Raw genomic sequence first — 25,225 nt, forward strand, 5'->3', positions numbered from 1 at the left:
TTTGGCGCGTCGGGAGAGGAGTAGGCCGTCCGGCCAGTTCAGGCGCCTTGCGGACGGCGCACCTGCGCCACGGCTTCCATGAGCGCCGCTAGCACTCTTTCCTCGCTGACCCCGTTCGTGGCCCTAATCCAGCTCGGTGTCGAAATCGGAGGCTCCAGAAACCGGACGTGGTCGTTCACCGGTCCGGTTTCGTAGGCGCGGTTCGATCCGAAGATGAGCACGCACGGCCCCCCCAAAGCCGCAGCCGCATGACAAATGCCACCATCCACGCCGAGGAAGACGGTCGAGGCAGCGATCTGGCACATGGCCTCGGTGATGTCAGGAGTCGAGGTGAAATCCACCGCCTCCGGAAGCGCTGCTCTAATCTGGGCGGAGGCCTCGCGTTCGCGTGGCCCGCCGACGATCCAGACCGACCAGCCGCGCCTGGAGTGATCCCTGGCAATCGAAATGAAACGCTCCGCCGGCCATGAGCGGAAGTTGGCGAATTCCGACGTGTAAAGCGCCAGTGCCGGTCTTGCCGCATCGATCCCATGCCGGATGCGCCAGGCTGAGATATCCTCGGGTGAAACCACCATTCGCGGCTGCGGCAACCGCATATTATCGGCTGTCTGCTCGCCCAGCGTGGCAATCGCACAGACCTGTTCGACGAGCCTTGTCTTGCGCGGGCCGAAAGCCACGAAGGTCTTCAGCCATCCGGTCGGCAGCCGGTTGACGATGCCGAACTGGAGTTCGCGCGGATAGCCGATGCGCTCGGGAATACCCGCCAGCCATGGAATCAGGGCCGCCTTGGTGCTGCTGGTGAGCAGATAGGCCGCTTGGTAGCTCTCCCGACGGATCTCACGCGCCAGGCGCGCCCGCTCTGTGAGGCCGGGATTCCAATGCTTTTCGACGGTCCAAGCCTTCCGGACGTGCGGCATCAATCGCGCCAACGGAGCGGCCATCGGCGAGGTGACGACATCGATCGGGTGTCCGGGAAACGTCGCTGCTATGATTTGGATTGCCGAATGGCAACGGATGAAGTCGCCGATCGCCGGCAAGCAGAAGACGAGAATGGGACGCAACGCGCGATACCTTTCGATCCGACACAGCCGCCGTGGACGGCAAGCGTCGGTTCCTTGTCACGGAAGCGCTTCGCCATCAAGGATGCGGGCATAGAGTTCCAGATAGGCCTTCGCGGTTTTCGCGATCGGAAACCTGTCGGCGGCCGATTCACGGCATTTGTGCGCGCACAGCTCCGCGATCTCGGCAAGGCCGCGGGCGAACTCCTCGTCGCTCGCGAAGAACCGGCCCGTGTCCGCGTCCACCGTTTCCGGCAAGGCGCCGCGGCGAGTGGTCAGAACCGGAGTGCCGCACAGCATGGCCTCGACCGGCGCATTGCCGAACGGCTCCTCCCAGGCGATCGGATTGAGGAAGGCCTTCGATTCGCCGAGCAGGCGCAGTTTCTCCTCGCCGTCGACGACACCGTTGAAGCGGTAGCGGCGGGAAAGGCTTTTGAAAAAGACGCCCTCGCGGCGGGTCTGGCTTCGGCCCAGCAGCTTCCACCGCGAGCCGCCGGCGATGTCGAGGGGGAAGTCGAATTTCCCGGCAAGGTCGACGGCCCGGTTCAGGCCCTTTCCAGCGCGCGCGATGGCCGCCATGAACAGGAGACGATCGTTCTTCGATTTGGCGGGCCTATAGTCGTCCACCGGAAAGCCGTTGTGGACGAATGTCTTGCGGCCGTGCAGTTGGGCGTGCCGGGCACTGATGAAGCTCCAGTTCGGTTGCGGTCGCGGATAGTCCGGCAAATGGCCGCGCTCGGTGTTGAGGGTCGGGAAGGGAACGTCGATCTTCCACGCGTGAAGGTGGACGATCCGGGTGTCCCGCGGGATCGCCGCGCGGCATTCGGCGTCGCTCACCGCATGCCGCACCTCGCACAATGGATGCGACGATCCAGGGCCTGCCACGAGGACGACACGGTGGCCCTGCCTGACCAGTTCGGTGGCCAGCCAGTCGACCTGGCGTTCGATCCCGCCATAGCCTTTGCACGGAATAACGCCCTTTGTCGCAAGGGTTATTAGCATTTCATTACCGCCATCACATTAGTGTGATTAGAGGTTGCCAATTGTCAACCTCCGACGACAGGTTGGGTGAGGCAGAGTTCCAAGTGCTGTCGGCCGGCTTGGCCAAACAAAGTTCTACCGATCCAGATGGTCGGCGACTCTCGACGTCCATTCGTAATCGAAATAGCGGACTCGTTCGGCAACCGTCTCGCTGGGAAGCAGGGTCAATAGAGCGGTACGTTCGACCGGCTCGATTGTCGGCGGCGAAGCGTATCCGAGTGCCGCGAGGCGCTCGGGCCAGGGTGGATGATCAGATTTTTCATCGTCCGGCGCGGCCCAGGCCTTCTGAATATGTTCTTTCAGCGTAGCAGTATCGAAAAGCTCGGAGGCGGCTTTCAGCATTCTGGCCAAAGGCGGTTCGGGTGGCGTCATCGACCCGAGCAGCTCGCGCCGCAGTGGGTCGTCGACCCGATCTTTGAACAGCGCACTGGCTGCCCCAACCAAAAGCAGCGCCCGCGCGACGCTATACGTGTCGCCGGCTCGGGCCGCATGCCGATCCGCTTCTATCTCAGCGCGACGCGAGAGCCTTATTTCTTCGCGTTCGAGGGTTTTGGAAAGCGGACTGAGCATCAGATAGAACAAGGTACCGGAAACAGTCTTGCCCGGCGGCGCATAGTCGAAGATCAACTCGAAGCATTTTCGAGCTCAGCCAGATTGAGACTGCCATTAGTATCTCTGTCCCTGAGATGTGCGTCCTCGTGGGCAAGGATGGCTGCGAGTGCGGGTTCATCCGTCACCGCGAGCAACGGAATACCGATGGTCAAAGTCGACCATCGACCGAAGAGCCCCAGGAACGGCCGCTCTTCGCCGATACTGGCATTGAGATGCGGAGCTAGAACAATGGTTGTCCGAGCCGCGCGGCGCGTGCCGGCTATATCCTCCCAGACCTGCCATAGCCTCGGGGCCGACTCCCTTGAAATTCCCTCGACCTTACTTCGTCGGAAACCCGCGAAGACCATTCCTATCAGCAGGACGAAAGCCAGCATCGCGGCCGGAATGGCGACGGCACCGCAACAACAAGCACAAGCGGATGAATGTCGAGAAAGTAAAGCCACCCGCCGAGCGGGAAGAAGAGGGGCAAAGCAAAGAGCAGAATGGCGAACCTGCCGAAATGCGCGCCAGTTAGAAGGATCAATCGCGACATCGCCGCCTCACAACGGGATGTTGTCATGCTTCTTCCAGGGGTTCTGCATGTCCTTGTTGCGCAGCATGCGCAGCGCCCGCGCGACACGGCGGCGGGTCGAGTGCGGCATGATGACCTCGTCGACATAGCCGCGTTCGGCCGCGACGAAGGGCGACAGGAAGCGATCCTCGTACGCCTTTGTGTGGGCTGCGATCTTCTCCGCGTTGCCGATATCCTTGCGGTAGATGATCTCGACCGCGCCCCTCGCGCCCATCACAGCGATCTGCGCGGTCGGCCAGGCATAGTTCATGTCGCCACGCAGGTGCTTTGACGCCATAACGTCATATGCGCCGCCATAGGCCTTGCGGGTGATCACGGTGATCTTCGGCACAGTCGCCTCGGCATAGGCGAAGAGCAGCTTGGCGCCATGCTTGATCAGCCCGCCATATTCCTGCGCGGTGCCCGGCAGGAAGCCGGGAACGTCGACGAAGGTCACGATCGGGATCGAAAAACAGTCGCAGAAGCGCACGAAGCGCGCCGCCTTGCGGCTTGCGTCGGAATCCAACACGCCCGCCAGCACCATCGGTTGGTTGGCGACGAAGCCGACGGTTCGACCGTCGACGCGACCGAAGCCGGTGACGATGTTCTTGGCAAAGCTCGCCTGGATCTCGAAGAAGTCGCCCTCGTCGGCGACCTTCAGGATCAGTTCCTTGATGTCGTAAGGCTTGTTGGCGTTGTCGGGGATCAGCCGGTCGAGCGACAGGTCGTGATCCGTCACCGACTGATAGCATTCGATCTCGGGAATCTCCGCTGTATTGGATGCAGGCAAGAGATCGACCAGCCGGCGCATCTGCAGAAGCGCCTCGACGTCGTTGTCATAGGCGCCGTCGGCGATGGAGGATCTGGTCGTGTGCACCGTGGCGCCGCCGAGGCTCTCGGCCGTCACCGTCTCGTTGGTCACCGTCTTCACCACGTCCGGCCCGGTGACGAACATGTAGGAGGTGTCTCGCACCATGAAGATGAAATCGGTCATGGCCGGCGAGTAGACATCGCCCCCGGCGCAGGGCCCCATGATCAGCGAAATCTGCGGGATGACGCCTGAGGCGAGCACATTGCGCTGGAAGATCTCGGCATAGCCGCCGAGTGCCGCCACGCCCTCCTGGATGCGAGCGCCGCCGGCGTCGTAGAGGCCGATGATCGGCGCGCGGTTGCGCAACGCCATCTCCTGGACCTTGACCACTTTCTCGGCATGCGCCTCCGACAGCGAGCCGCCGAACACGGTGAAATCCTTGGCGAAGAGATAGACCGGGCGCCCGTTGACCGTGCCCCAGCCGGTGACGACGCCGTCACCGGCGATCTTGGTCTTTTCCATGCCGAAGTCGGTGGAGCGGTGCTCGACATACATGTCGAACTCCTCGAACGAACCCTCGTCGAGAAACACCTCGATGCGCTCGCGGGCTGTCAGCTTCCCCTTCTTGTGCTGGGCCTCGATCCGCTCCTTGCCGCCGCCCATGCGGGCGATCTCGCGGCGGCGCTCGAGTTCCTTCAGCACGTCCTTCATCGCCCGGTCCCTAAAATGGAATGCCGCATTTGTGGTAATGGTGCCCGCAGGCGAGCGCAAGCGCTGCCTTTCAGCTGGTTTTTGTTGCATTGCAGCATGAAGCTCTTGCATTTCGAGGCGAACTCGTCCATATGCGGCGGCATAGGCGCTTGGGCCGGACGTTTCGGCTTTCTCCATGCATTGAGACTGGTTGCGTCTGTTTTCCCTCTTTCCGGTAGTCGGCAAGGTGGCGAAAGAGCCCCGTGGCATGATGCCTGCGGGCACGACAGCGCAGCCGCGCGGACATCTGTCCGCCGCCTTGTCGTTTCCTGACAATTTTTCGACGGCAGGTTGCGCCCTGCCGCCATCGATGTTTGCGGCCACTGGCCGCGTGAAAGAAGACTACTTTGACCAACGAAAACACTTTGCTGGACAAGGATACCGGGGAACTTTCCGGTTTCGCAGCACTTGGAATCAGCGGCGCGCTGCTCAAGGCGACCCACGCCGCCGGCTTCGCCGAACCGAAGCCAATCCAGATCCAGGCGATCCCGCCGCAGCTCGAAGGCCGTGACATATTCGGCATCGCGCAGACCGGCTCGGGCAAGACGGCGGCCTTCGCGCTGCCTATCCTGTCGAAGATCATCGCGCTTGGCACCAAGCGTCGGCCGAAGACGGCGCGCGCGCTGATCCTGGCACCGACGCGCGAGCTCGCCGTGCAGATCGAGGACACCATCAAGATCCTTGCAAAGGGCGCGCATATCTCCACTGCGCTCGTGCTTGGTGGCGTCTCGCGCTTTAGCCAGGTGAAGAAGATCGCTCCCGGCGTCGATGTCCTGATCGCCACGCCCGGCCGGTTGACCGACCTGGTGCGCGAGGGCGACCTGATGCTTGCCGACACCAAATGGCTGGTGCTGGACGAAGGCGACCGCATGCTCGACATGGGCTTCATCAACGACGTCAAGCGCATCGCCAAGGCAACTGCGCCCGACCGCCAGACGGCGCTGTTTTCTGCTACCATGCCGGACGAGATCGCCGAGCTGGCCAAGGGCCTGTTGAAGAACCCGGTCCGCGTCGAAGTCGCGCCGCAGAGCACAGCGGCGGCTGAGATTGTGCAAAGCGTCGTTCTTGCCCGCACCAAGCAGAAGCGCCAGGTGCTGTCCAAGATGCTGGCCGATGAGGCGATGCGCTCGGTGATCGTGTTCTCGCGCACCAAGCACGGCGCCGACCGCGTCACCAAGGATCTTGCCCGCGACGGCTTCAACGCCGCCGTCATCCACGGCAACAAGTCGCAGAACGCGCGCCAGAAGGCGCTCAACGATTTCCGCGACGGCTCGGTGCGCATCCTGGTGGCGACCGATATCGCAGCGCGCGGCATCGACGTGCCCGGCATCAGCCATGTCGTGAATTTCGACCTGCCGGACGAAGCGGAAAGCTATGTCCACCGTATCGGCCGCACCGGCCGCAACGGCAGGGACGGCATCGCGATCACGCTTTGCGACCCGTCGGAGAACAGCAAACTGCGGCAGGTGGAGCGCATCATCCGCATGCGCCTGCCGGTGATCGCCGATCATCTCGGCAGCCCCGACCCGCAGCGCGATCCGAAGGAAAAGACCGAGCGTCATTTCGAGCCGGCCAACGACCGCGAGCATCATGGCGTTCGCCGCGACGGCCGTCGTCCCGGCAGCGGCGGTGGCAAGCGCCAATTCGCGCCGAAGCCGCAAGGCGAACGTCCTGCAGGCGCGCCGAATGGCGAGCGTAAGCCTGACGGCTTCAAGCGCTTCAAGGGCAACAACAAGCGCCGCTTCGGCGGCAAGCGGCCGGCGAACCGGGCCGCTTAAGTCTCCAGCACGACCCGAAAAGAAAATGAGAAACGGCCGGAGCAGCGCTCCGGCCGTTTCTTCACTGGCCTGATTGTTGCTGCATCAGCGCCTTCACCCACACCACGATCCGCTCCGTGAGAAAGGCCGTGGTCTGCGGCGACAGCACATCGCCGGCAATGACGTGGTTGTCGGCGTCGCCGGTGTCGTCGACCGGCACCAGCTCATGCGAACCGCCCCAGCGGCCGGCAATCTCGCGAGTGCGGTCGGGCCGCACCACCTTGTCGGCATCCGAGAAGATGAACAGGGCAGGGATGGTCGCCTTCCCGACCGGCGCGCCATAGGCGAGATTGGTGAGCGCCGCCATCGGCAGGGTCGCCGCCATCGGATATTTGGTCGTCCAGAATTTTTCGTGCAGCGCGTTGCGCGGCGCAAAGCTGCGCTCCCTGCCGCCGACGAGCTCGGCGATCTGTTTACCCCAGTGCATGGTCAGGATCTCGGCGCCGGACGCCTTGACGCCGAAATTCGGCGAGATGAACGCGATTGCCGCGACGCCATCGGAGGCGCCAGGCTGGGTTGCGGCCCATGCCGCCAGCGAGCCGCCGGTCGAGGTGGCGATGACGATCACCTTGTCGCCGATCGCGCGGCCGATCGCCAGCGCCTCTTCATAGTCGTTGATCCAGGCATTGACGCTGCCTTCGGCCATGGCCGCACCATCCTGCCCGTGGCCGGTCAGGCGGGTGTAGAAGAGGTTGGCGTCGAGCGCATCGGCGACATCGTCCGGCAGCGGGCGAACCTCGCCTTTCGAGGCCGAAAAACCATGGATATAGACGATCGAAAGCTTCGTCTTGGCGTGAACCATCGGGTTCGCCCAGATGATCTCCTTGTCCAGCCCGCCGCGAATGTTGGGCACGGCGGCTTCTTCATGCGCCAGATAGGCCTGCGGGTCGTCGCCGATCACCGAAGGATCGAAATGGATTGTCGTGTCGGCGGCCACGCGCGGGCCGAGAAAGAAACCTGCGACAAGGATGACGGCGAGACCCAATACCGCAAGCACGATCCGTCGCACCATCGCCCACTCCAAGCAACATTTCTCAACCTATGGCCGTATCCACCGGCAGGCAAATCGCAGTTTCGCAGGTCTATGCCGCCTGGTCCGGAGACCTGCCCGTCTCGCTCGGCATCTTGCGGTCGAAATTCAATGGTCGCCCCCACCAGCTGGTGGTCAACCCGATCACAATCCGGCAGATGGGTCGCGGCAGCAGGCCAAGCAACTTCAGCGGCCAGCTTATGTGATAAGGGAACGTGACCTCGAACCCCCCCTTGCTGATGCCGCGCGCCATGCGGCGCGACGCCCGGTGAACGGGCATCAGGCCCGGCATCGGCAGCATGTTCTTCTCGGTCAGCGGCGTGTCGACGAAACCTGGATTGATCACCTGGATGCGGATGTTCATCTTGTCGAAGTCATATTTCAGCGATTCCGCCAGGATGTTGATCGCCGCCTTGGTGCCGCCATAGGCAGCGGTGGTCGGCCAGCCGGAATAGGCGGTGACCGATCCAACCACAACGACATGTCCGCGCCCCCGCGCACGCATGTATTCGACTACGGGCACCAGACCGTTGACGATGCCGAAATAGTTGACCGCGAAGGAGCGATGAAAGTCGCGCACCACCAGGTGCTCGCCTGGGGTGGCGATGTAGTTGCCGGCGTTGAAGACGGCGAGCACGATCGGCCCCATGTCTTCCTCGATCGCGGCGACCGTCCGCGCCATCCCTTCTTCGTCGGTGACGTCGCAGGGAAATGATTTCACATGGCCGGTCATCTGCGCCGTCTCGACAAGCAGTGTGTCGGCTGGATCACTCGGTAGCGCCGTCACCGCGACAGCATAGCCCTGTCTTGCGAGATCCTTGGCCAGCGCCCGGCCGAGGCCGCTGCTGCCGCCCGTTATCCAGGCGACACCGTCTTTCGGGTTGGCCCGATAGAGTGTCATTGAAAGTCCTGCGAATTGTCTGGGCTAGTGCTCTAGCGGTGTAGAAATCGGATGAAAAGAGCGCTTTTGGCGCATCGTTGAAATGATCGCGAGCATTGCAGCATCCGGAATGCGACTGGACCAGGCAAAATCTTGCCTTGAAACCGCGGCTTCCGGTTTCTAGGGTCTCGCCGCACGCATAAAGGAATCCTCATGCCCCGTAATGTGATCGAAGCGATCGGCAACACACCCTTGATCCGGCTCAACAAGGCTTCGGACGCAACCGGCTGTGAGATCCTGGGCAAGGCCGAATTCATGAATCCGGGGCAGTCGGTCAAGGACCGCGCGGGACTTTTCATCATCAGGGACGCCGAACAGCGCGGATTGCTGCGGCCGGGCGGCGTCATCGTCGAAGGGACCGCCGGCAACACCGGCATCGGCCTGACGCTGGTCGCCAAGGCGCTCGGCTACCGGACCGTCATCGTCATCCCCGACACGCAGAGCCAGGAAAAGAAGGACACGATCAAGGTGCTGGGGGCCGAGCTGATCGAAGTACCGGCCGTGCCCTACAAGAACCCGAACAACTACGTGAAGCTGTCGGGACGGCTCGCCGAGCAGCTTGCGCGTTCGGAGCCGAACGGCGCGATATGGGCGAACCAGTTCGACAATGTCGCCAACCGCGACGGCCATATCCGCACGACGGCCGAGGAGATCTGGACCCAGACCGCCGGCAAGGTCGACGGCTTCGTGTCGGCTGTCGGCACCGGCGGCACGCTTGCCGGCGTTGCGATCGGGCTCAAGGCCAAGAGCAGGCAAGTCAAGATCGCGCTCGCCGATCCGCTGGGCGCCGCACTCTACAGCTTCTACACCAGCGGCGAACTGAAGGCCGACGGCAGCTCGATCACCGAAGGTATCGGCCAGGGACGCATCACCGCCAATCTCGACGGGTTCACGCCCGATTTCTCCTACCAGATCCCGGACGAGGAGGCGTTGCCGATCATCTTCGACCTGATCCAGGAAGAGGGGCTCTGCGTCGGCGGCTCGACGGGCATCAACATCGCCGGAGCCATCCGTCTGGCGCGCGAACTCGGCCCCGGCCACACCATCGTGACGATCCTGGCCGACTTCGGCACGCGCTACCAGTCGAAGCTGTTCAATCCCGAATTCCTGCGCGGCAAGAACCTGCCGGTGCCCGGCTGGATGGAAGAGAAAGCCGACATCCCGGTGCCGTTCGAGAAGGTGGCGTGATGGCGCAACGGACCGAAGCGCTGTTTCGCGACGACGCCTATCTGAAGGCGGCGGAGGCGCAAGTCGTCGCCGTCAACGACCGCGGCGGCATCCTTCTCGACCGCACGATCTTCTATGCCACGTCGGGTGGGCAGCCCGGCGACAGCGGCCTGTTGGAGCGCGCCGACGGCAGCCGCATCGCGATCGCCGCCACCATCACCGGCGAGACCAAGGACGAGATCATCCATGTGCCGGCGCCGGAGCAGGCCTTGCCGGCGGTCGGCGAAAAGCTGAAGCTCGCCATCGATTGGGAACGCCGGCATCTTCTGATGCGCATGCATTCCGCCTGCCATCTGCTTACCGTCGTCTGCCCGTTTCCGATTACCGGGGCAGCGGTCGCCGAGGTCGACAGCCGCGTCGATTTCGACATCCCCGACGCCGGCTTTACCAAGGAGGACGTGACGGCAAGACTGATGGAGCTGGTGCGCGCTGACCATCCGATCTTCACCCGGCTGATCACCGACGAGGAACTTTCGGCCAATCCCGGCCTTATGAAATCGAAGAACGTGCAACCGCCCGTCGGCACCGGTAGGTTTCGCCTGGTCTGCATCGGCGACAATGCCTCGATCGACAGCCAGCCCTGCGGCGGCACCCATGTGAAACGCACCGGCGAGGTCGGCGAGATCCATATCGGCAAGATCGAGAAGAAGGGCCGCGAGAACCGGCGCTTCCGCATTCGCTTCGGGCCGATGCCGGCGAATTGACGAGCAAAGACGGACAAAGTCGCGAGAGGCGGGCAGGAGCAGGAACATGGCCGAAGACAGCCCTTTCATCGTCGACGCGGACTGGCTCGAGAAGCGGCTGGGCACACCCGGGCTCACCGTCGTCGACGCTTCCTGGTACCTGCCGGCGCAGAAGCGCAACGCCCAGGCCGAATACGCCGCGGCCCATATTCCCGGTGCCCGCTTCCTCGATCAGGACGCCGTTTCGGATCCGGAAACCAAGCTGCCGCACACATTGGCGCCGCCCCAGTACTTCGCGCAGTATGTCGGTTCCATGGGCGTTTCGGCCGACGACACCATTGTCGTCTATGACGGCCCGGGCCTGTTTTCGGCGCCGCGTGCCTGGTGGATGTTCCGCGTGATGGGTGTCTTCCAGGTCTACATCTTGAATGGCGGCTTCGACCGCTGGAAGGCGGAGGGGCGGCCGGTGACGGCGGAGCCGACGAGGATAGCGCCCTGCGTCTTTTATGCCGATTTCGATGCAGGCCGAGTCGTCGGCCTCGACGAGATGCGTCGGATCGTTGGAAGCGGAGAAAGCCAGATAGCCGATGCGCGCTCACCCGGGCGTTTTGCCGGAACCGATTCGGAGCCGCGTCCCGGCGTCCGTTCCGGCCATATGCCTGGCGCTCACAATGTTCCGGTTGCCGTGCTTGCCGAAAACGGTGAGCTGCTGCCGAAGGACCGTCTGCGCAAGGTGATCGAGGATGCCGGCATCGACCTTTCAAAGCCGGTCGTCACCTCCTGCGGGTCGGGTATCACCGCGGCGGCGATCACGCTGGCGCTGGAGACGCTTGGCCATACCGACAACAGGCTTTACGACGGCTCATGGACCGAATGGGGCGGACGCAGCGATACGCCCGTGGTGATGGGCAAGGAATGACGACGATGGAAAACGGTGTGCCGAAGGATATCGAGGTCACGGTCACTTTCCTCGAGATGCATGCGCCGCCGGCGGCATCGCCGCCGCTGCCGTATAACCGCCAGATCGCGTTGCTGAAGACCAAGGACATCCCGCTGCATTTCTACCGCTACCTGATCGATCGGGTCGGGCGCAAATGGCACTGGGTCAATGTGCTCAGACTAAGCGACGAGGAACTGGCGGCCGGCCTGCATCGTGAGGATCGCGACATCAGGGTGCTTTATCTCGACGGCTCTCCGGCCGGCTTCTTCGACCTCAAGCCGCATTTGCCGGAGGAAGTGGAACTCGCCTATTTCGGCATGATGGAGCACGCGCACGGCCAAGGCATCGGCCGCTGGTTTCTGGGGGCGGCTATCTCCGCCGCATGGTCGTATGGGCCGAAGCGCGTCACGGTGCAGACCTGCACACTGGACCATCCGGCGGCGCTGCCGCTTTACCAGAAGCTCGGCTTCGCGCCGGTGGCGCAGAAGAAGGAGGTCGTGCATCCGCTGACCTTCGCCGAACGGTCGGCAAGCGTCATGCGGCCGTAGCGCCAAACGATGCCGTGATCTCAGCCGAAGAATGCAACGGAGCCGAATTCTGCACCGCAGCAACGCTCTGGAGTCACGGCATGGATCTTGGGTCTGCGCCGCGTCGCTTCGCTCCTTGCTCCGCCCCAGGACGAAGGGATGGGCGTTTCGGCTAGTCTCCCAAGTCTGCGATCTGCCAGCCTAGCACGATCCGAGTAGCCTTGTTTGGGCAGGAATCGGGTGGGAGGCACCATCGCCCGAGCATAGTTTCCGGTCATCGACACCGGAGATTTCGCCATGAGCATCCAGTTCAAAGCCTTGCCGACCGAAGCCGTGCGCGCCTTGCAGCGGGGAGGGCCAGACGCCTACGGCCATACGCCCGAACGGAGGATATCCGACGGTGACGGCGTGCCGTGCCGGCATTGCATGAGGAATGTTGCCGCGGGTGACGGCTATCTGATCCTCGCCTACCGCCCGTTCCCGGAGCTGCAGCCTTACGCAGAGACCGGGCCAATCTTCCTGCATGCGGATGAATGCGAGCGCGGCGCGGACGCGGATGCACTGCCCGAGATGCTCGAAAGCAGCGACCACATCGTACGCGGTTACGGCAAGGACGATCGCATCGTCTACGGCAGCGGCGCCGTCGTCCCGACCGGCGATATCGCGGCCCGCGCCGAGACTTTGTTCGAGCGCGACGACATCGCCTACATCCATGTCCGCTCGGCGCGAAACAATTGCTACCAGTGCCGCATCGAGCGGGCTTGATCGGTACAAAAAAATGCCCGCCGATGGTCTGGCGGGCCGTTGGAAGTCTGTGACAGAAGCCTTCGGCAGAGCCGCTGGCGGGCCGTGTTCACCGGCACCGCGAAGCGGCCGTAGCCATCAGGTGACGACACCTGTCTAGACATGTTTCTCAAGGGCCGAATGTGAAGTATTTCACACAAAGGCATCGATTGTCCGCATGGCCTGGCCTTGCATGCGATCACAAAAACTGTCGCACTCCCGTCGTATAACCGCGCTAAAGGGCAGTTGTTGATCGATTGCCGACCGCGGATGGACCGGCGGCACGTCGCAACACCGAGGAAGCGGGGCTCTGGCTCCGCTTTTTTGTTGCGCGCCTTTCTTTTGGTTCAGCGCAATTCCGGACGGAAAACCGTTATGCACTTTTCCTGGAATTGCTCTGGAGCAAAGAAAAAGCCCGCCGGAAAGGACCGGCGGGCGCGACAGGAGGAAGGCTCTTGTCTGGTATCAGGCGGCAAGCACCGCCTTCGGCTCGACCATTTCGTAGCCGAGCGCTTCGGCAACAGCGCGGTTGGTGATCTTGCCCTTGTGGACATTGAGGCCGTTGCGCAGGTGGTGGTCGTCGACAAGCGCCTTCAGGCCCTTGTCGGCGAGTTGCAGGCCGTGATGCAGGGTCGCGTTGTTGAGCGCGTGCGCCGAGGTGACCGGAACCGCACCCGGCATGTTGGCGACGCAATAGTGGATCACGCCATCGACCTCATAGGTTGGGTCGGCATGGGTCGTGGCATGCGAGGTCTCGAAGCAGCCGCCCTGGTCAATGGCGACGTCGACGAGCACCGAGCCCTTCTTCATGCCGGAGAGCATTTCGCGGGTGACGAGCTTGGGCGCGGCGGCGCCCGGGATCAGCACCGCGCCGACGACGATGTCGGCCGAGAAGCATTCTTCTTCCAGCGCCTCGACGGTCGAATAGCGGGTGTGCACGCGGCTGCCAAAAATATCGTCGAGCTGGCGCAGGCGCGGGATCGAGCGGTCGATGATGGTGACGTCCGCGCCAAGGCCGACCGCCATCTTGGCGGCATGCAGGCCGACCACGCCGCCGCCGAGCACGGTGACCTTGCCGGGCAGCACGCCCGGCACGCCGCCAAGCAGCACGCCGCGACCGCCATTGGCCTTCTGCAGCGCCGTGGCGCCGGCCTGGATCGACAGGCGGCCGGCGACTTCCGACATCGGCGCCAGCAGCGGCAGGCCGCCGCGGTCGTCGGTAACGGTCTCGTAGGCGATTGCAGTGACGCCCGAAGCGAGCAGGCCCTTGGTCTGCTCCGGATCCGGGGCAAGATGAAGATAAGTGTAGAGGATCTGGCCATCGCGGAGCTGGACCCATTCATTGGGCTGCGGCTCCTTGACCTTGACGATCATGTCCGACTTGGCAAACACATCCGCCGCGGTCTTGGCGATGCTGGCGCCGGCGGCGCGATAGGCGTTGTCATCGGCGCCGATGCCGGCGCCCGCGCCGGTCTCGACCAGCACCTCATGGCCGTGCGCGACGTATTCGCGGACCGAGCCGGGGGTGAGGCCGACGCGGTATTCGTGGTTCTTGATTTCCTTGGGGCAGCCGACGCGCATTTTCTTCTCCTGTCAGGCCCTTGAAAGGGCGCTCTCCCTGTTATTTCCGGGCATGCCGCCAGCCCCAAAACCGCCGCGCAGTTTTGGGCGACATGCATGAGACGCAGTGAAGCATGAAACGTTCCGTAAGTGTTTGCGAATGCACTTGCGGTGACGCCCAGTCTTCGATAATCGTTGCGCAAAATGCCAGCATATTCGCAGGAATCACGAAAAATGTCGCTCGACAGGATTGATATCGCCATTCTGGAGACTTTGCAGAAGGATGGCCGGATACCCAACGCCGCGCTTGCCGAGAGGGTCGGTCTGTCGCAGTCGGCCTGCTCCAGGCGCCTGGACAATCTGGAGAAATCCGGAACCATCCGCGGCTACCACGCCCGCCTGTCGAATGCCGCGCTCGGCCATCAGATGACGGCGATCGTGCATATATCGCTATCGGGACAATTCGAGAAGACGCTGTCGGACTTCGAGGCGGCGATCAAGCGCTGCCCGAACGTACTCTCCTGCCATCTGATGTCGGGCGAATACGACTATATCCTGCGCATCGCTGCGAAGGACCTCGTCGACTATGAGCGCATCCACAAGGAGTGGCTGTCGGCCATGCCGCATGTGACGAAGATCAATTCGTCCTTCGCCTTGCGCGAGATCGTCGACCGGACAGCGGTAGGTCTAAAGCCGGAGATGGCATAGCCGCCGTTAAGCTCCAGCCGCCTCCGTCACCACCTCGCTCATCGGGATGTCGTGAGGCTGCGGATAGATAGTAGGGATGCGCTGCAATTCGTAGCCGACGCCGATCACCAGCGGCCGGAACGGCAAGGCGGCAAGCGTGCGGTCGTAGAAGCCGCCGCCGTAGCCCAGCCGGTAGTTTCCGGGATCGATACCGACCACAGGCGAGATCACGATATCGGGCAGCACCGGTTCGCCCTCGGCGGGAATCGGGATGTTCCAGACGCCTTTCTCCAGCCGATCGCCAGGCACATAGGCACGGAAGACCAGAGGCTGGCCTTTCTCGACGACGACGGGAAGCGCCGTGCGGCCGCCGCGCGCATTGATCGACGCCATCCAGCCACGCAGGTCCGGCTCGCCGCGGAACGGCCAGTAGAGGCTGACCATGCGGCCGGCTATGTCGCCTATCAGCGCGTCCAGGCTCTCGGCAATGCGCACCGACATTGCCGCGCGAGCGTCCGCCGACACAGCAAGCCGGGCACCGATCAGCCGTTCACGCTCCGCCTTGCGCCAGCGCCTGACATCGCTCCAGTCGGACAGCGGAACCTGATAGGCCGGGTCGAGCTCGTGCATGAAACAAGGCGGCGAGGCGTATTGGGCGGGGCCTTCGTCATCGCGGTTGTCGGTCATGCTTCACTCCTATCATTCTGCTCCACGCTATACCCGCCACCTCGGGGGCAACATGTGCGTTCACGACACCGGGCGACGACTCCCGGGCAGCAGCATGGCCGGCTGCACGTTGTTGCGGTGCACAAAAAAGCTTACATGATGGGCGGTAGGTCCGCTTTGGCGAGGTGGAATGAAATGCGCGAAGCCAGCCATCATGTCGTGGTTGTCGGCGCGGGGTTCGGCGGCCTCGAGCTCACCCGCGCGCTTGCCGGCGCGCCGGTGCGCATCACCATGATCGACAAGCGCAACCATCACCTGTTCCAGCCGCTGCTATACCAGGTGGCGACCACGTCACTGGCGACTTCGGAGATCGCCTGGCCGATCCGTCACCTCTTACGCAGGCGCAAGGATGTGACGACCATTTTAGGCAATGTCATCGGTGTCGACCGCAAGGCTAAGCACGTGCTGCTCGATGACGGCAGCGCGGTTCCCTACGACACGCTGGTGCTCGCCACCGGCGCGCGTCACGCCTATTTCGGCCATGACGAATGGGAGCCTTTCGCGCCCGGGCTGAAGACGCTGGAGGATGCCACCACGATCCGGCGCCGCATCCTGCTCGCCTTCGAAGAGGCCGAGCGTGAGACCGATCCTGCCAGGCGTCAGGCGTTGCTTACGCTGGTCATCGTCGGCGGTGGACCGACTGGGGTCGAGCTCGCTGGCACGATCGCGGAACTTGCCCGTGACACGCTGCATGGCGAATTCCGCAACATCGACACGCGGCAGGCGCGCGTGGTGTTGATCGAAGCCGGCGACCGGATCCTCGCCAATTTTGCGCCGGAGCTATCAGCCTACGCGCAAAAAGCGCTGGAGCGGCTTGGCGTGACGGTCGAGCTTGGCCGCGCCGTCACGCAACTGGATGCCGAGGGCGTCGTTTTTGGCGGCGCGCATCTGCCGGCAAAGACCATCCTGTGGGCGGCAGGCGTTGCCGCTTCGCCGGCGGCGGAATGGTTGGGCGCGTCGGCCGACCGGGCGGGCAGGGTGCTGGTAGAACCCGATCTCACGGTGCCGGGCAGCCCGGAGATCTTTGTCATCGGCGACACGGCGCATCTGTTGCGGCCGGATGGAAAGCCGGTGCCGGGCGTCGCACCCGCGGCCAAGCAACAGGGCAAGCATGTCGCCGCGACCGTCAAGGCGCGTCTGGCCGGCGACAACACGCCGCGTCCGTTCCAATACCGGCATGACGGTGATCTGGCGACGATCGGCAAGCGCGCCGCCGCGATCGACTTCGGCTGGATCAAGCTCACCGGCTGGCTCGCCTGGTGGCTGTGGGGCATCGCCCACATCTATTTCCTGATCGATTTCCGCAACCGGCTCGCGGTGTCGCTTAGCTGGCTATGGATATATTTCACCGGACAGCGCAGCGCCCGGCTGATCACCCAGGGCGACGACGACAAGAGTTGATTGCCGGCCACGTTGTTTTCATCGACGCGTCACCTTGTCGTGATCAACAGGCTTTCAGCAGACGTGGACTCACAGCGCCGTCGACGCCATGTTCCGCATCCGGGGCAGGGGTTGTCACGTTGTCGAAGAGGAGGAAAGCGATGTCACAACCGCTCGTCAGTCGCCGCTCGTTCCTGGCCGGTGCGGCCGCCGGCGGAGCGCTGATCATGCTGCATCCGTTCTCAGCCCGGGCTCAGGCCAACCAGGCGCATCTCAGGATCATGGAAACCACCGACATCCATGTGAACCTGCTGCCCTATGATTACTACGCCGACAAAGCGAACGACACGATGGGTCTGTCGCGCACGGCCTCACTGATCGACGCTGTGCGCAAGCAAGCCACCAATGCGATGCTGATCGACAATGGCGACCTGCTGCAGGGCAACCCGATGGGCGACTACATCGCCTATGAGAGGGGCATGAAGGACGGCGATCTTCACCCGATCATGAAGGGCATGAACCTGCTCGGCTACGAATGCTCAACGCTCGGCAACCACGAGTTCAATTACGGCCTGTCTTTCCTCGACAAGGTGCGGGCCGGCGCCAATTTCCCCTTCGTGTGCGCGAACCTGATCCGTGGCACGACGCTCGCGACGAACCCGCTCGACGACAAGCTCTACCTCAAGCCCTATGTCATCCTCGACAAGAAGATCAAGAACGGCTCCGGCGCCGAACAGCCGATCAAGATCGGCGTGATCGGCTTCGTGCCGCCGCAGATCATGGTCTGGGACCTGAAGAACCTCGAAGGCAACGTCCAGACGCGTGACATCGTCGAGGCCGCCAAGGCCTGGGTGCCGCAGATCAAGGAGGAGGGCGCCGATATCGTCATAGCGCTCTCGCATTCCGGCATCGATATCAAGCAAGGCGACAAGATGGAGAACGCCTCGTTCTTCGTCGCCGGCGTCGAGGGTATCGACGCGGTGTTCACCGGCCATCAGCATCTGGTCTTCCCCGGCAAGAAGGATTTCCAGGCGCTGGAGGGCGTCGACACCGAAAAAGGCACGCTGCAGGGCAAGCCGGCCGTGATGGGCGGCTTCTGGGGCTCGCATATGGGCCTGATCGACCTGCTGCTGGAGCGCGACGGCTCGAAATGGCGCGTCGTCTCCGCGACGTCCGAGGCGCGCCCGATCTACGAACGCGTCGACAACAAGAACAAGGCAACAGTCCTGGATGACAAGCGCATTATCGCTGCGCTCGCGCAGGATCACGAGGCGACTCTTGCCTATGTCCGCCGCCCCGTGGGCAAAACCTCCGCGCCGCTCTATTCGTATTTCGCCTTGGTCGCCGACGATCCGTCTGTGCAGATCGTCAACCAGGCGCAGAGCTGGTACCTGAAAGACATATTGAAGAGCACGCAGTGGAAGAACGTCCCGCTGCTTTCAGCGGCCGCACCCTTCAAGGCCGGCGGGCGCAATGGCGCCGACTACTACACTGACGTTCCGGTGGGCGATATTGCCATCAAGAACGTCGCCGACCTCTACCTCTATCCGAACACCGTGCGCGCGGTCGAAATCACCGGCGCGCAAGTCAAGGAATGGCTGGAAATGTCGGCTGGCATCTTCAACAAAGTCGAGCCGGGCAAGGCGGACCAGCCGCTGATCAACACTGACTTCCCATCCTATAATTTCGACGTCATCGATGGCGTCACCTACCGGATCGACCTGTCGCAGCCGCCGAAATACGACGCGAAGGGCGGCGTCGCCGACGCCGGTTCCAATCGCATCGTCGACCTGAAGTTCGACGGCAAACCGATTGATCCAGCAGCGAAATTCGTGGTCGCCACCAACAATTACCGCGCCGGCGGCGGCGGCAATTTCCCCGACATCAACGCCTCCAAGATCATCTACGAAGCGCCCGACACCAATCGCGACGTGATCGTGCGCTACGTCATCAGCGAGGGCACGATAAACCCGTCGGCGGACGGCAACTGGTCGTTCGCGCCGTTGCCCGGAGCCAGCGTCGTCTTGGAGACCGGACCCAGGGCGAAGGACTTTATCGATCAAGCGAAGTCCTTGAAAATCGAGCCCGCGGGCGAGGGCGAGGCGGGATTTGCCAAATACCGCATCACGCTTTGAAGTTGCGGCAGGGCCCTTTGTGAGACGCGCTCGCTAACTTTGACCGCTCTTCGTTATTGTCTTTGTATTGCGCTCAGCTGAGTTCTTGGGCGAGTCCGATGAGAAGCCCTTCAGGCCCGCGGATATAGCAGAGCCGATAGGCGTCTTTATACTGGACGACTTCGCCTACGAGCTGCGCGCCGCGTTTGCGGAGCCTTTCAAGCGTCTCGTCGATGTCGTCCACGGCGAACATGACCCGGAGGTAGCCTAGAGCGTTCACCGGGGCGTTGCGGTGATCCGCGACGGTAGGCGGCGTGAGGAAGCGGGAGAGCTCGAGCCGGCCGTGGCCATCCGGCGTGCGCATCATGGCAATCTCGACGCGCTGATCGCCCAGTCCAGTGACGCGTCCGGCCCATTCGCCTTCTATCGTCGCCCGCCCTTCGAGCTCGAGGCCGAGCTCGCGAAAGAAATCGATCGTCCCTCCGAGGTCATCGACGACGATTCCTATATTGTCCATCCGTTTGAGCGCCATGTGTCCAATCTACCAGGTGTCGTCTCGTTAACAACCGACGGGAATTCGCATCAAACCGCGGAGAGGGTAACCTGGAAGCGCAAAACCGGTGACGTCGGACAATTGCCGCCAAGGCGCTCTGGTTCGGGCCGACGACATGCGTTAGCTTTAGCCATGCGCTATGTGATCGTCATCGTCGCCATCACCTTCTTCCTGATCTGGGACGGCCTTTACAACCACGGCCAGTACCTCGATGCGACCGTCAGGGAGATGTCGCGCATCGTGCGCTACGTCACCGGAGCGGCCTGAGGTCGGCGCTGCCATCCTGACGGCAGGGCGCGACATCGTTGCCGGTTGACGCGACGGCCTCGCTCCCACAAAAACGCGCTCAACCGTCGATCGAGGAGGCTGGATTGATCCGGCACATCGTTTTCTTCAGCGTAAAGCGCAAGGAAGATGTGGAGGCCGTGCGGTCTGGCCTGCAGGCGCTGGGCACGATTCCGCACTCGAAACATTTCGAGGTGACGCTCAACACCAAGGTCGACCTGTTCTCCAACGCGATCGATGTGGTCGTCTACGCCGAGTTCGAGGACGAGGCGGCGCTCGCCGCCTACAAGGCGCATCCGATCTATGCGGAGACGACCTGCAAGGTGAAGCCGATGCGCGAACTGCGCTTTTCGGCGGACGTCGTTGCCGCCGCCTGAGCCGGCGGCTATGCGCTTCGCTAATGCCGGACCTTGAACCGGCTCCCGGAATGGGGCACACCGCGCCGGTATGATCAAAGCTTCGACCCATCCGCTCGACCATCTGGTTTTGCCAACGCTGAGCCTCGAGGTCGCAAGGCAGCGCCTCTCATCGCTCGGCTTTGTCGTCGCGCCGACCGGCGTCCACCCTTTCGGGACCGAGAACGCTTGCGTCTTTTTTGCTGACGGCACCTATCTGGAGCCACTGGCCGTCGGCGATGAAAAAACAGCTGGCCAGGCGATTGGCGAGGGCAACGCCTTCGTCGCGCGCGACCGCCTTTACCGTAACAAGCTTGGCGACGAGGGCTTTTCCGCGGTCGTCTTCGGGACCGCCGACGCCAATGCCGACCATGCGCGCTATGTCGAAGCGGGGCTGTCCGGCGGCGCTATGCTGAGTTTTTCGCGCGCCTTCAGCGACGCCACGGGCAAAAGCGACACGGCATCGTTCAAACTGGCGTTCGTGGCCGATAAAAAAGCAACGGACGCATTCCTGTTCGCCTGCCAGCGCATCAACGCGCCGAAGATCGACCGCACCGCCCTGCAGGCGCATGCCAATGGGGTGACCGGTATCGTCGAAGTCGTCGCGGTCAGCGACAGGCCTTCGAGCCAGGCCGGGCTGGTGTCCATCGCTGCCGGCCAGGACGCGAGCAGTGGTGACAAGGTTCGATTGCCCAACGCAACCCTGACCATCCTGACGCCCGAAGCATTTGCCTCACGCTTCGGTGTTTCGGCGGGGGTCTCTTCGGATATGCGTTTTGCGGCAGTCGTTTTCTCGATCCGCGACACGGCCTCCGCGACGCGCCCGCTTGCGGCGAACGCAATCGAACACAACATGAGCGGCAACGAGATCGTCGTGCCGCCGACGCCCGGTCAGGGCGCGGCCTTCATCTTTCGGGAGATCCCATGAGCGAACCCCTGGCGCCCAATGCATCGGTAACCGTCGGCAAGGTCGTCTTCGCCAACAACGCGCCGCTGTCGCTGATCGCCGGCCCCTGCCAGCTCGAATCGCGCCAGCACGCCTTCGACATGGCCGGCGCGCTGAAGGAACTGACCGAGCGGCTGGGCATCGGCCTCGTCTACAAGACCAGCTACGACAAGGCCAACCGCACCTCGCTGACGGCGACGCGCGGAGCCGGGCTGGACACGGCGATGCCAATCTTCGACGATCTGCGCAAGACGTTTTCGTTGCCGGTGCTGACGGACGTCCACACCGAGGAGCAATGCGCGATCGTGGCGCCGCATGTCGACGTCCTGCAGGTCCCGGCTTTTCTGTCGAGACAGACCGATATGCTTGTCGCCGCGGCGCGGACCGGCAAGGTCGTCAACGTGAAGAAGGGCCAGTTCCTGGCTCCGTGGGACATGAAGAATGTCGTCGCCAAGATCACTGGCTCCGCCAACCCGAATGTGCTGGTCACCGAGCGTGGCGCGTCCTTCGGCTACAACACGCTGGTGTCGGACATGCGCGCGCTGCCCATCATGGCCGAGATCGGCGCGCCGGTGATTTTCGATGCCACCCATTCGGTGCAGCAGCCGGGCGGGCAGGGCGGCTCGACCGGCGGCGAGCGGCGCTTCGTCGAGACGCTGGCGCGCGCCGCGGTGGCGGTCGGCGTCGCCGGCGTCTTCATCGAGACGCACCAGGACCCTGACAATGCACCCTCGGACGGCCCCAACATGGTGCCATTGAAGAACCTTCCGGCCCTGCTGGAAAAGCTTATGGCGTTCGACCGCATCGCCAAGGGACGCTGACAGCGGCTGCCGGCGCCGAACCCGGCGCCCGGCTTGTGGCCGCCAAAAGCCGGTTGTAGGCTCGCCTTTGCAACTGAGCGTCTTGGCAGGAGGAAGCCATGTCCGTCGCCCGCGTCACCGAAATCACGTCGTCGTCCGAGAAGAGCTTTCAGGATGCAATCGAGCAGGGCATCGCGCGCGCCGCAAAAACCCTGAAGAACGTCGAAGGTGCCTGGATCCAGGACCAGAAGGTTGTTGTCGAGAACGGCAAGATTGCGGCCTACCGCGTCAACATGAAGGTGACCTTCATCCTCACCGATTAGGATCAGACTGCCAGCGCAAGAGTCTGGAACCTTCGCCCGCTCCCCTCATTGTCCAAACAGGCATTCAACCGAGAGGAGCACCACCATGACTACCCCGTCTGGGCATACCGAAGCCATTGCCGCCTCGCGCGTCATCGGTACGCCGGTCTACAACACCGAAGGCGACAGCATCGGCAGCATCGAAGACGTCATGCTCGACAAGATGTCGAATGGTATCATGTTTGCCGTGATCGGCTTCGGCGGTTTCCTCGGCATGGGCGAGAAATATCACGCCATCCCGTGGGCGGCTCTCGATTATGATGAAGATAGGGGCGGCTACGTCGTGCCCTTCACCAAGGACCAGCTCAAGGCCGCACCGGCCTACTCAATCGAGGAATTGACCGGCGGCGACGGCGAAGCGGCCCGCGATGCGTCCTTCGAGTACTATCATGTAAAGCCTTATTGGCATTGACCAACCAGATCGGCAGGCTGGAATCGAAAGGGCCCCGGCAAACCGGGGCCCTTCAGCGTCTGGACTACTCTGCCGCGTGAAAAAGCTCCACTGAGCTCTGCTGGGGCTTCTGGGTATCACAGGACGTCAGGAACGCCGCCGCGATCAGGAACAAACTCACGATACCGCTCAACTGGGACATGGCGAAACTCCTCCTGTTTCGCCCCGCGCGAATATGACCATAGATCAGAACCGCATCTGGCGGGCATGACTTATGATGACAGAAATTTGCGCTTCGTGACTCTTGTCGCCGGCAATAATTGCGGACGGCCCGATTGCCTTTTGCGGTGCTTTGGCTAAGAGGGGCGCGACGCTTCAATCGATCAATCGGGGACATCGCAAATGACCGCCATCATCGACATTGTCGGGCGTGAAATCCTGGACAGCCGTGGAAATCCGACCGTCGAGGTCGACGTCGTGCTGGAAGACGGCTCGATGGGCCGCGCCGCGGTGCCGTCGGGCGCCTCGACCGGCGCGCATGAGGCGGTCGAAGTGCGTGACGGCGGGCCGCGCTATCTCGGCAAGGGCGTCCAGCGGGCCGTCGAGGCCGTGAACGGCGAGCTGTTCGAGGCGATCGGCGGCATGGAAGCCGAAAACCAGATCCATATCGACCAGACCATGATCGAGCTCGACGGCACGCCGAACAAGAGCCGTCTCGGCGCCAACGCCATTCTCGGCGTGTCGCTGGCGGTTGCCAAGGCTGCGGCAGAGGCCTCCGGGCTGCCGCTCTACCGCTACGTCGGCGGCGCCAAGGCGCATGTGCTGCCGGTGCCGATGATGAACATCATCAATGGCGGCGCGCACGCCGACAACCCGATCGACTTTCAGGAATTCATGATCCTGCCGGTCGGCGCGCCGACGCTGCGCGACGGCGTGCGCTGGGGCTCGGAGATCTTCCACACGCTGCGCAAGAAGCTGAAGGACGCCGGCCACAACACCAATGTCGGCGACGAGGGCGGCTTCGCCCCCAACCTGAAGAGCGCGCCTTCGGCGCTCGATTTCATCATGGAGTCGATCGAGAAGGCCGGGTTCAAGCCTGGCGAGGAGGTAGCCCTCGGCCTCGACTGCGCGGCGACCGAGTTCTTCAAGGACGGCAATTATGTCTATGAGGGCGAGAAGAAGACGCGCGACCCGAAGGCGCAGGCCAAATACCTCGCCAAGCTCGCTTCCGACTATCCGATCATCACCATCGAGGACGGCCTTGCCGAGGACGACTGGGAAGGCTGGCAGATCCTGACCGACCTGATCGGCAAGAAGACCCAGCTCGTCGGCGACGATCTCTTCGTCACCAATACCGCAAGGTTGCGCGATGGCATCCGCATGGGCGTCGCCAACTCGATCCTGGTCAAGGTCAACCAGATCGGCTCGCTGACCGAGACGCTCGATGCCGTCGAGACCGCGCACAAGGCGGGCTACACCGCCGTCATGTCGCACCGCTCGGGCGAGACCGAGGATTCGACCATTGCCGACCTCGCGGTCGCGACCAATTGCGGGCAGATCAAGACCGGCTCGCTGTCGCGCTCCGACCGCATGGCCAAGTACAACCAGCTCATCCGCATCGAGGAAGAGCTCGGCAAGCAGGCGCGTTATGCCGGCAAGTCGGTGATCAAAGGCTGATCCGGACAAATTGTCTTGGCTGTTGAGAGAGGTGGGTTTTCCCGCCTCTTTTTATTTCGGCAGGCCTCATTCCGGCCGGCCGTAACCGTCCATTAAGCACAATCGGGCGAAATACGACTCATAGCCGCCTGCGTTCGCGGCCGCGAGGGTTCGGGTCATGTGGACACGTCAGCACAAGCAGAGAAACACCGGCAGGCTGATCATTCCGTCGCTCTGCGTGCTGTTCCTGGCCTATTTCGGCTTCCATGCCTATCACGGCGAGTTCGGCATCTACTCCAAGTATCGGCTGCAGGCCGAGGCGGCCGAACTGCAGGCTAGGCTTGATGCCGTTAAGGCGCGCCGGGTCGACTTCGAACGCCGCGTCCAGCTCTTGCATGAAGGCACGCTGGAGAAGGACATGCTTGACGAGCAGGCCCGAAAGGCGCTCAATCTGTCCCAGCCTGACGAAATCACCATCATGCTGCCCGCCTCGGCAAAATAACCGAACTTCGGTTAATCGAGCTTATTCGCAATGATTCTAATCGCTTAGATGCATGCCAGCCATGCATTTTTCAGCATGGCGCAATGCATCCTTGCATGT

At 62.9% G+C, this 25,225-nt stretch carries 26 protein-coding genes; 17 read left to right on the forward strand and 9 right to left on the reverse strand.

Features of this window, described 5'->3' with window-relative positions; translation table 11 throughout:
• Positions 1–38 precede the first annotated feature (38 nt).
• The 4 genes from waaF to EH240_RS08860 all read right to left on the reverse strand — a co-directional run bounded on the left by waaF (position 39) and on the right by EH240_RS08860 (position 4,783).
• Positions 39–1,061 (reverse strand): lipopolysaccharide heptosyltransferase II, encoded by a 1,023-nt coding sequence (gene waaF, locus EH240_RS08845; RefSeq protein WP_124997250.1) that lies wholly within the window; start codon positions 1,059–1,061, stop codon positions 39–41.
• A 57-nt stretch (positions 1,062–1,118) separates the two neighbouring features.
• On the reverse strand, positions 1,119–2,060 hold the full coding sequence (locus EH240_RS08850; protein ID WP_124997252.1) for a glycosyltransferase: 942 nt from the start codon (positions 2,058–2,060) through the stop codon (positions 1,119–1,121).
• A gap of 114 nt (positions 2,061–2,174) precedes the next feature.
• Positions 2,175–2,726 (reverse strand): M48 family metalloprotease, encoded by a 552-nt coding sequence (locus EH240_RS08855; protein WP_124997254.1) that lies wholly within the window; start codon positions 2,724–2,726, stop codon positions 2,175–2,177.
• A gap of 524 nt (positions 2,727–3,250) precedes the next feature.
• Positions 3,251–4,783, reverse strand: coding sequence for an acyl-CoA carboxylase subunit beta (locus tag EH240_RS08860; RefSeq protein ID WP_124997256.1), 1,533 nt, complete (start codon positions 4,781–4,783; stop codon positions 3,251–3,253).
• Positions 4,784–5,169: 386 nt separating this feature from the next.
• Between EH240_RS08860 and EH240_RS08865 the strand changes: the two genes are divergently transcribed.
• On the forward strand, positions 5,170–6,600 hold the full coding sequence (locus tag EH240_RS08865; RefSeq protein ID WP_124997258.1) for a DEAD/DEAH box helicase: 1,431 nt from the start codon (positions 5,170–5,172) through the stop codon (positions 6,598–6,600).
• A 61-nt stretch (positions 6,601–6,661) separates the two neighbouring features.
• Here EH240_RS08865 and EH240_RS08870 read toward each other — a convergent pair whose 3' ends face one another.
• Both EH240_RS08870 and EH240_RS08875 read right to left on the reverse strand, forming a co-directional pair.
• Positions 6,662–7,651, reverse strand: coding sequence for an alpha/beta hydrolase (locus EH240_RS08870; protein WP_124997259.1), 990 nt, complete (start codon positions 7,649–7,651; stop codon positions 6,662–6,664).
• 70 nt (positions 7,652–7,721) lie between these two features.
• A complete protein-coding gene (locus EH240_RS08875; protein WP_124997261.1) occupies positions 7,722–8,570 on the reverse strand; it encodes an SDR family oxidoreductase in 849 nt (282 codons plus the stop codon).
• Positions 8,571–8,762: 192 nt separating this feature from the next.
• On the opposite strand from EH240_RS08875, the gene EH240_RS08880 reads away from it, so the two are divergent.
• From EH240_RS08880 to EH240_RS08900, 5 genes are all read left to right on the forward strand, one after another.
• On the forward strand, positions 8,763–9,797 hold the full coding sequence (locus tag EH240_RS08880) for a cysteine synthase A (RefSeq protein WP_124997263.1): 1,035 nt from the start codon (positions 8,763–8,765) through the stop codon (positions 9,795–9,797).
• Positions 9,797–10,540, forward strand: coding sequence for an alanyl-tRNA editing protein (locus EH240_RS08885; protein ID WP_124997265.1), 744 nt, complete (start codon positions 9,797–9,799; stop codon positions 10,538–10,540). Before EH240_RS08880 ends, EH240_RS08885 begins: the two co-directional genes overlap by 1 nt.
• Before the next feature lie 46 nt (positions 10,541–10,586).
• The gene (sseA, locus tag EH240_RS08890; protein WP_124997267.1) at positions 10,587–11,438 is read left to right on the forward strand and encodes a 3-mercaptopyruvate sulfurtransferase; all 852 of its coding nucleotides are present in this window, start codon (positions 10,587–10,589) and stop codon (positions 11,436–11,438) included.
• 5 nt (positions 11,439–11,443) lie between these two features.
• On the forward strand, positions 11,444–12,007 hold the full coding sequence (locus EH240_RS08895; RefSeq protein WP_124997269.1) for a GNAT family N-acetyltransferase: 564 nt from the start codon (positions 11,444–11,446) through the stop codon (positions 12,005–12,007).
• 276 nt (positions 12,008–12,283) lie between these two features.
• A complete protein-coding gene (locus EH240_RS08900) occupies positions 12,284–12,751 on the forward strand; it encodes a DUF1203 domain-containing protein (protein WP_124997271.1) in 468 nt (155 codons plus the stop codon).
• Between the two features lie 483 nt (positions 12,752–13,234).
• Here EH240_RS08900 and ald read toward each other — a convergent pair whose 3' ends face one another.
• On the reverse strand, positions 13,235–14,350 hold the full coding sequence (gene ald / locus EH240_RS08905) for an alanine dehydrogenase (protein ID WP_124997273.1): 1,116 nt from the start codon (positions 14,348–14,350) through the stop codon (positions 13,235–13,237).
• 213 nt (positions 14,351–14,563) lie between these two features.
• Between ald and EH240_RS08910 the strand changes: the two genes are divergently transcribed.
• Positions 14,564–15,037, forward strand: a complete 474-nt coding sequence (locus EH240_RS08910) for an Lrp/AsnC family transcriptional regulator (protein ID WP_124997275.1) — start codon at positions 14,564–14,566, stop codon at positions 15,035–15,037.
• 6 nt (positions 15,038–15,043) lie between these two features.
• Here the strand turns inward: EH240_RS08910 and EH240_RS08915 are convergent, their stop codons facing one another.
• On the reverse strand, positions 15,044–15,703 hold the full coding sequence (locus tag EH240_RS08915; protein ID WP_124997277.1) for a 5-formyltetrahydrofolate cyclo-ligase: 660 nt from the start codon (positions 15,701–15,703) through the stop codon (positions 15,044–15,046).
• Positions 15,704–15,877: 174 nt separating this feature from the next.
• On the opposite strand from EH240_RS08915, the gene EH240_RS08920 reads away from it, so the two are divergent.
• Positions 15,878–17,143: an NAD(P)/FAD-dependent oxidoreductase gene (locus EH240_RS08920; RefSeq protein ID WP_124997279.1), complete on the forward strand. Its 1,266-nt coding sequence runs from the start codon at positions 15,878–15,880 to the stop codon at positions 17,141–17,143.
• A gap of 140 nt (positions 17,144–17,283) precedes the next feature.
• Positions 17,284–19,257: a bifunctional 2',3'-cyclic-nucleotide 2'-phosphodiesterase/3'-nucleotidase gene (locus tag EH240_RS08925; RefSeq protein WP_124997281.1), complete on the forward strand. Its 1,974-nt coding sequence runs from the start codon at positions 17,284–17,286 to the stop codon at positions 19,255–19,257.
• Between the two features lie 73 nt (positions 19,258–19,330).
• Here EH240_RS08925 and EH240_RS08930 read toward each other — a convergent pair whose 3' ends face one another.
• Positions 19,331–19,768, reverse strand: a complete 438-nt coding sequence (locus tag EH240_RS08930) for a VOC family protein (protein WP_124997283.1) — start codon at positions 19,766–19,768, stop codon at positions 19,331–19,333.
• A 153-nt stretch (positions 19,769–19,921) separates the two neighbouring features.
• On the opposite strand from EH240_RS08930, the gene EH240_RS39620 reads away from it, so the two are divergent.
• The 8 genes from EH240_RS39620 (at position 19,922) to EH240_RS08965 (ending at position 25,126) form a co-directional block, all read left to right on the forward strand.
• Positions 19,922–20,056 (forward strand): hypothetical protein, encoded by a 135-nt coding sequence (locus tag EH240_RS39620; RefSeq protein ID WP_281035108.1) that lies wholly within the window; start codon positions 19,922–19,924, stop codon positions 20,054–20,056.
• Positions 20,057–20,160: 104 nt separating this feature from the next.
• The gene (locus EH240_RS08935) at positions 20,161–20,451 is read left to right on the forward strand and encodes a Dabb family protein (protein ID WP_124997285.1); all 291 of its coding nucleotides are present in this window, start codon (positions 20,161–20,163) and stop codon (positions 20,449–20,451) included.
• Positions 20,452–20,521: 70 nt separating this feature from the next.
• Positions 20,522–21,397 (forward strand): VOC family protein, encoded by an 876-nt coding sequence (locus EH240_RS08940; protein WP_124997287.1) that lies wholly within the window; start codon positions 20,522–20,524, stop codon positions 21,395–21,397.
• On the forward strand, positions 21,394–22,236 hold the full coding sequence (gene kdsA / locus EH240_RS08945; protein ID WP_124997289.1) for a 3-deoxy-8-phosphooctulonate synthase: 843 nt from the start codon (positions 21,394–21,396) through the stop codon (positions 22,234–22,236). The genes EH240_RS08940 and kdsA overlap by 4 nt, the downstream gene beginning before the upstream one ends.
• Positions 22,237–22,334: 98 nt before the next feature.
• Entirely contained in the window at positions 22,335–22,538 is a 204-nt protein-coding gene (locus EH240_RS08950) for a dodecin family protein (protein WP_124997291.1), read from the forward strand.
• Positions 22,539–22,623: 85 nt separating this feature from the next.
• A complete protein-coding gene (locus EH240_RS08955) occupies positions 22,624–22,989 on the forward strand; it encodes a PRC-barrel domain-containing protein (RefSeq protein WP_124997293.1) in 366 nt (121 codons plus the stop codon).
• Positions 22,990–23,370: 381 nt separating this feature from the next.
• Entirely contained in the window at positions 23,371–24,645 is a 1,275-nt protein-coding gene (eno, locus tag EH240_RS08960) for a phosphopyruvate hydratase (RefSeq protein WP_124997295.1), read from the forward strand.
• 157 nt (positions 24,646–24,802) lie between these two features.
• Complete coding sequence (locus EH240_RS08965; protein WP_124997297.1) at positions 24,803–25,126, forward strand: FtsB family cell division protein; 324 nt, start codon at positions 24,803–24,805, stop codon at positions 25,124–25,126.
• Positions 25,127–25,225 lie beyond the last annotated feature (99 nt).

This window comes from Mesorhizobium tamadayense, assembly GCF_003863365.1.
GTDB classification, from domain to species: Bacteria; Pseudomonadota; Alphaproteobacteria; order Rhizobiales; family Rhizobiaceae; genus Mesorhizobium; species Mesorhizobium tamadayense.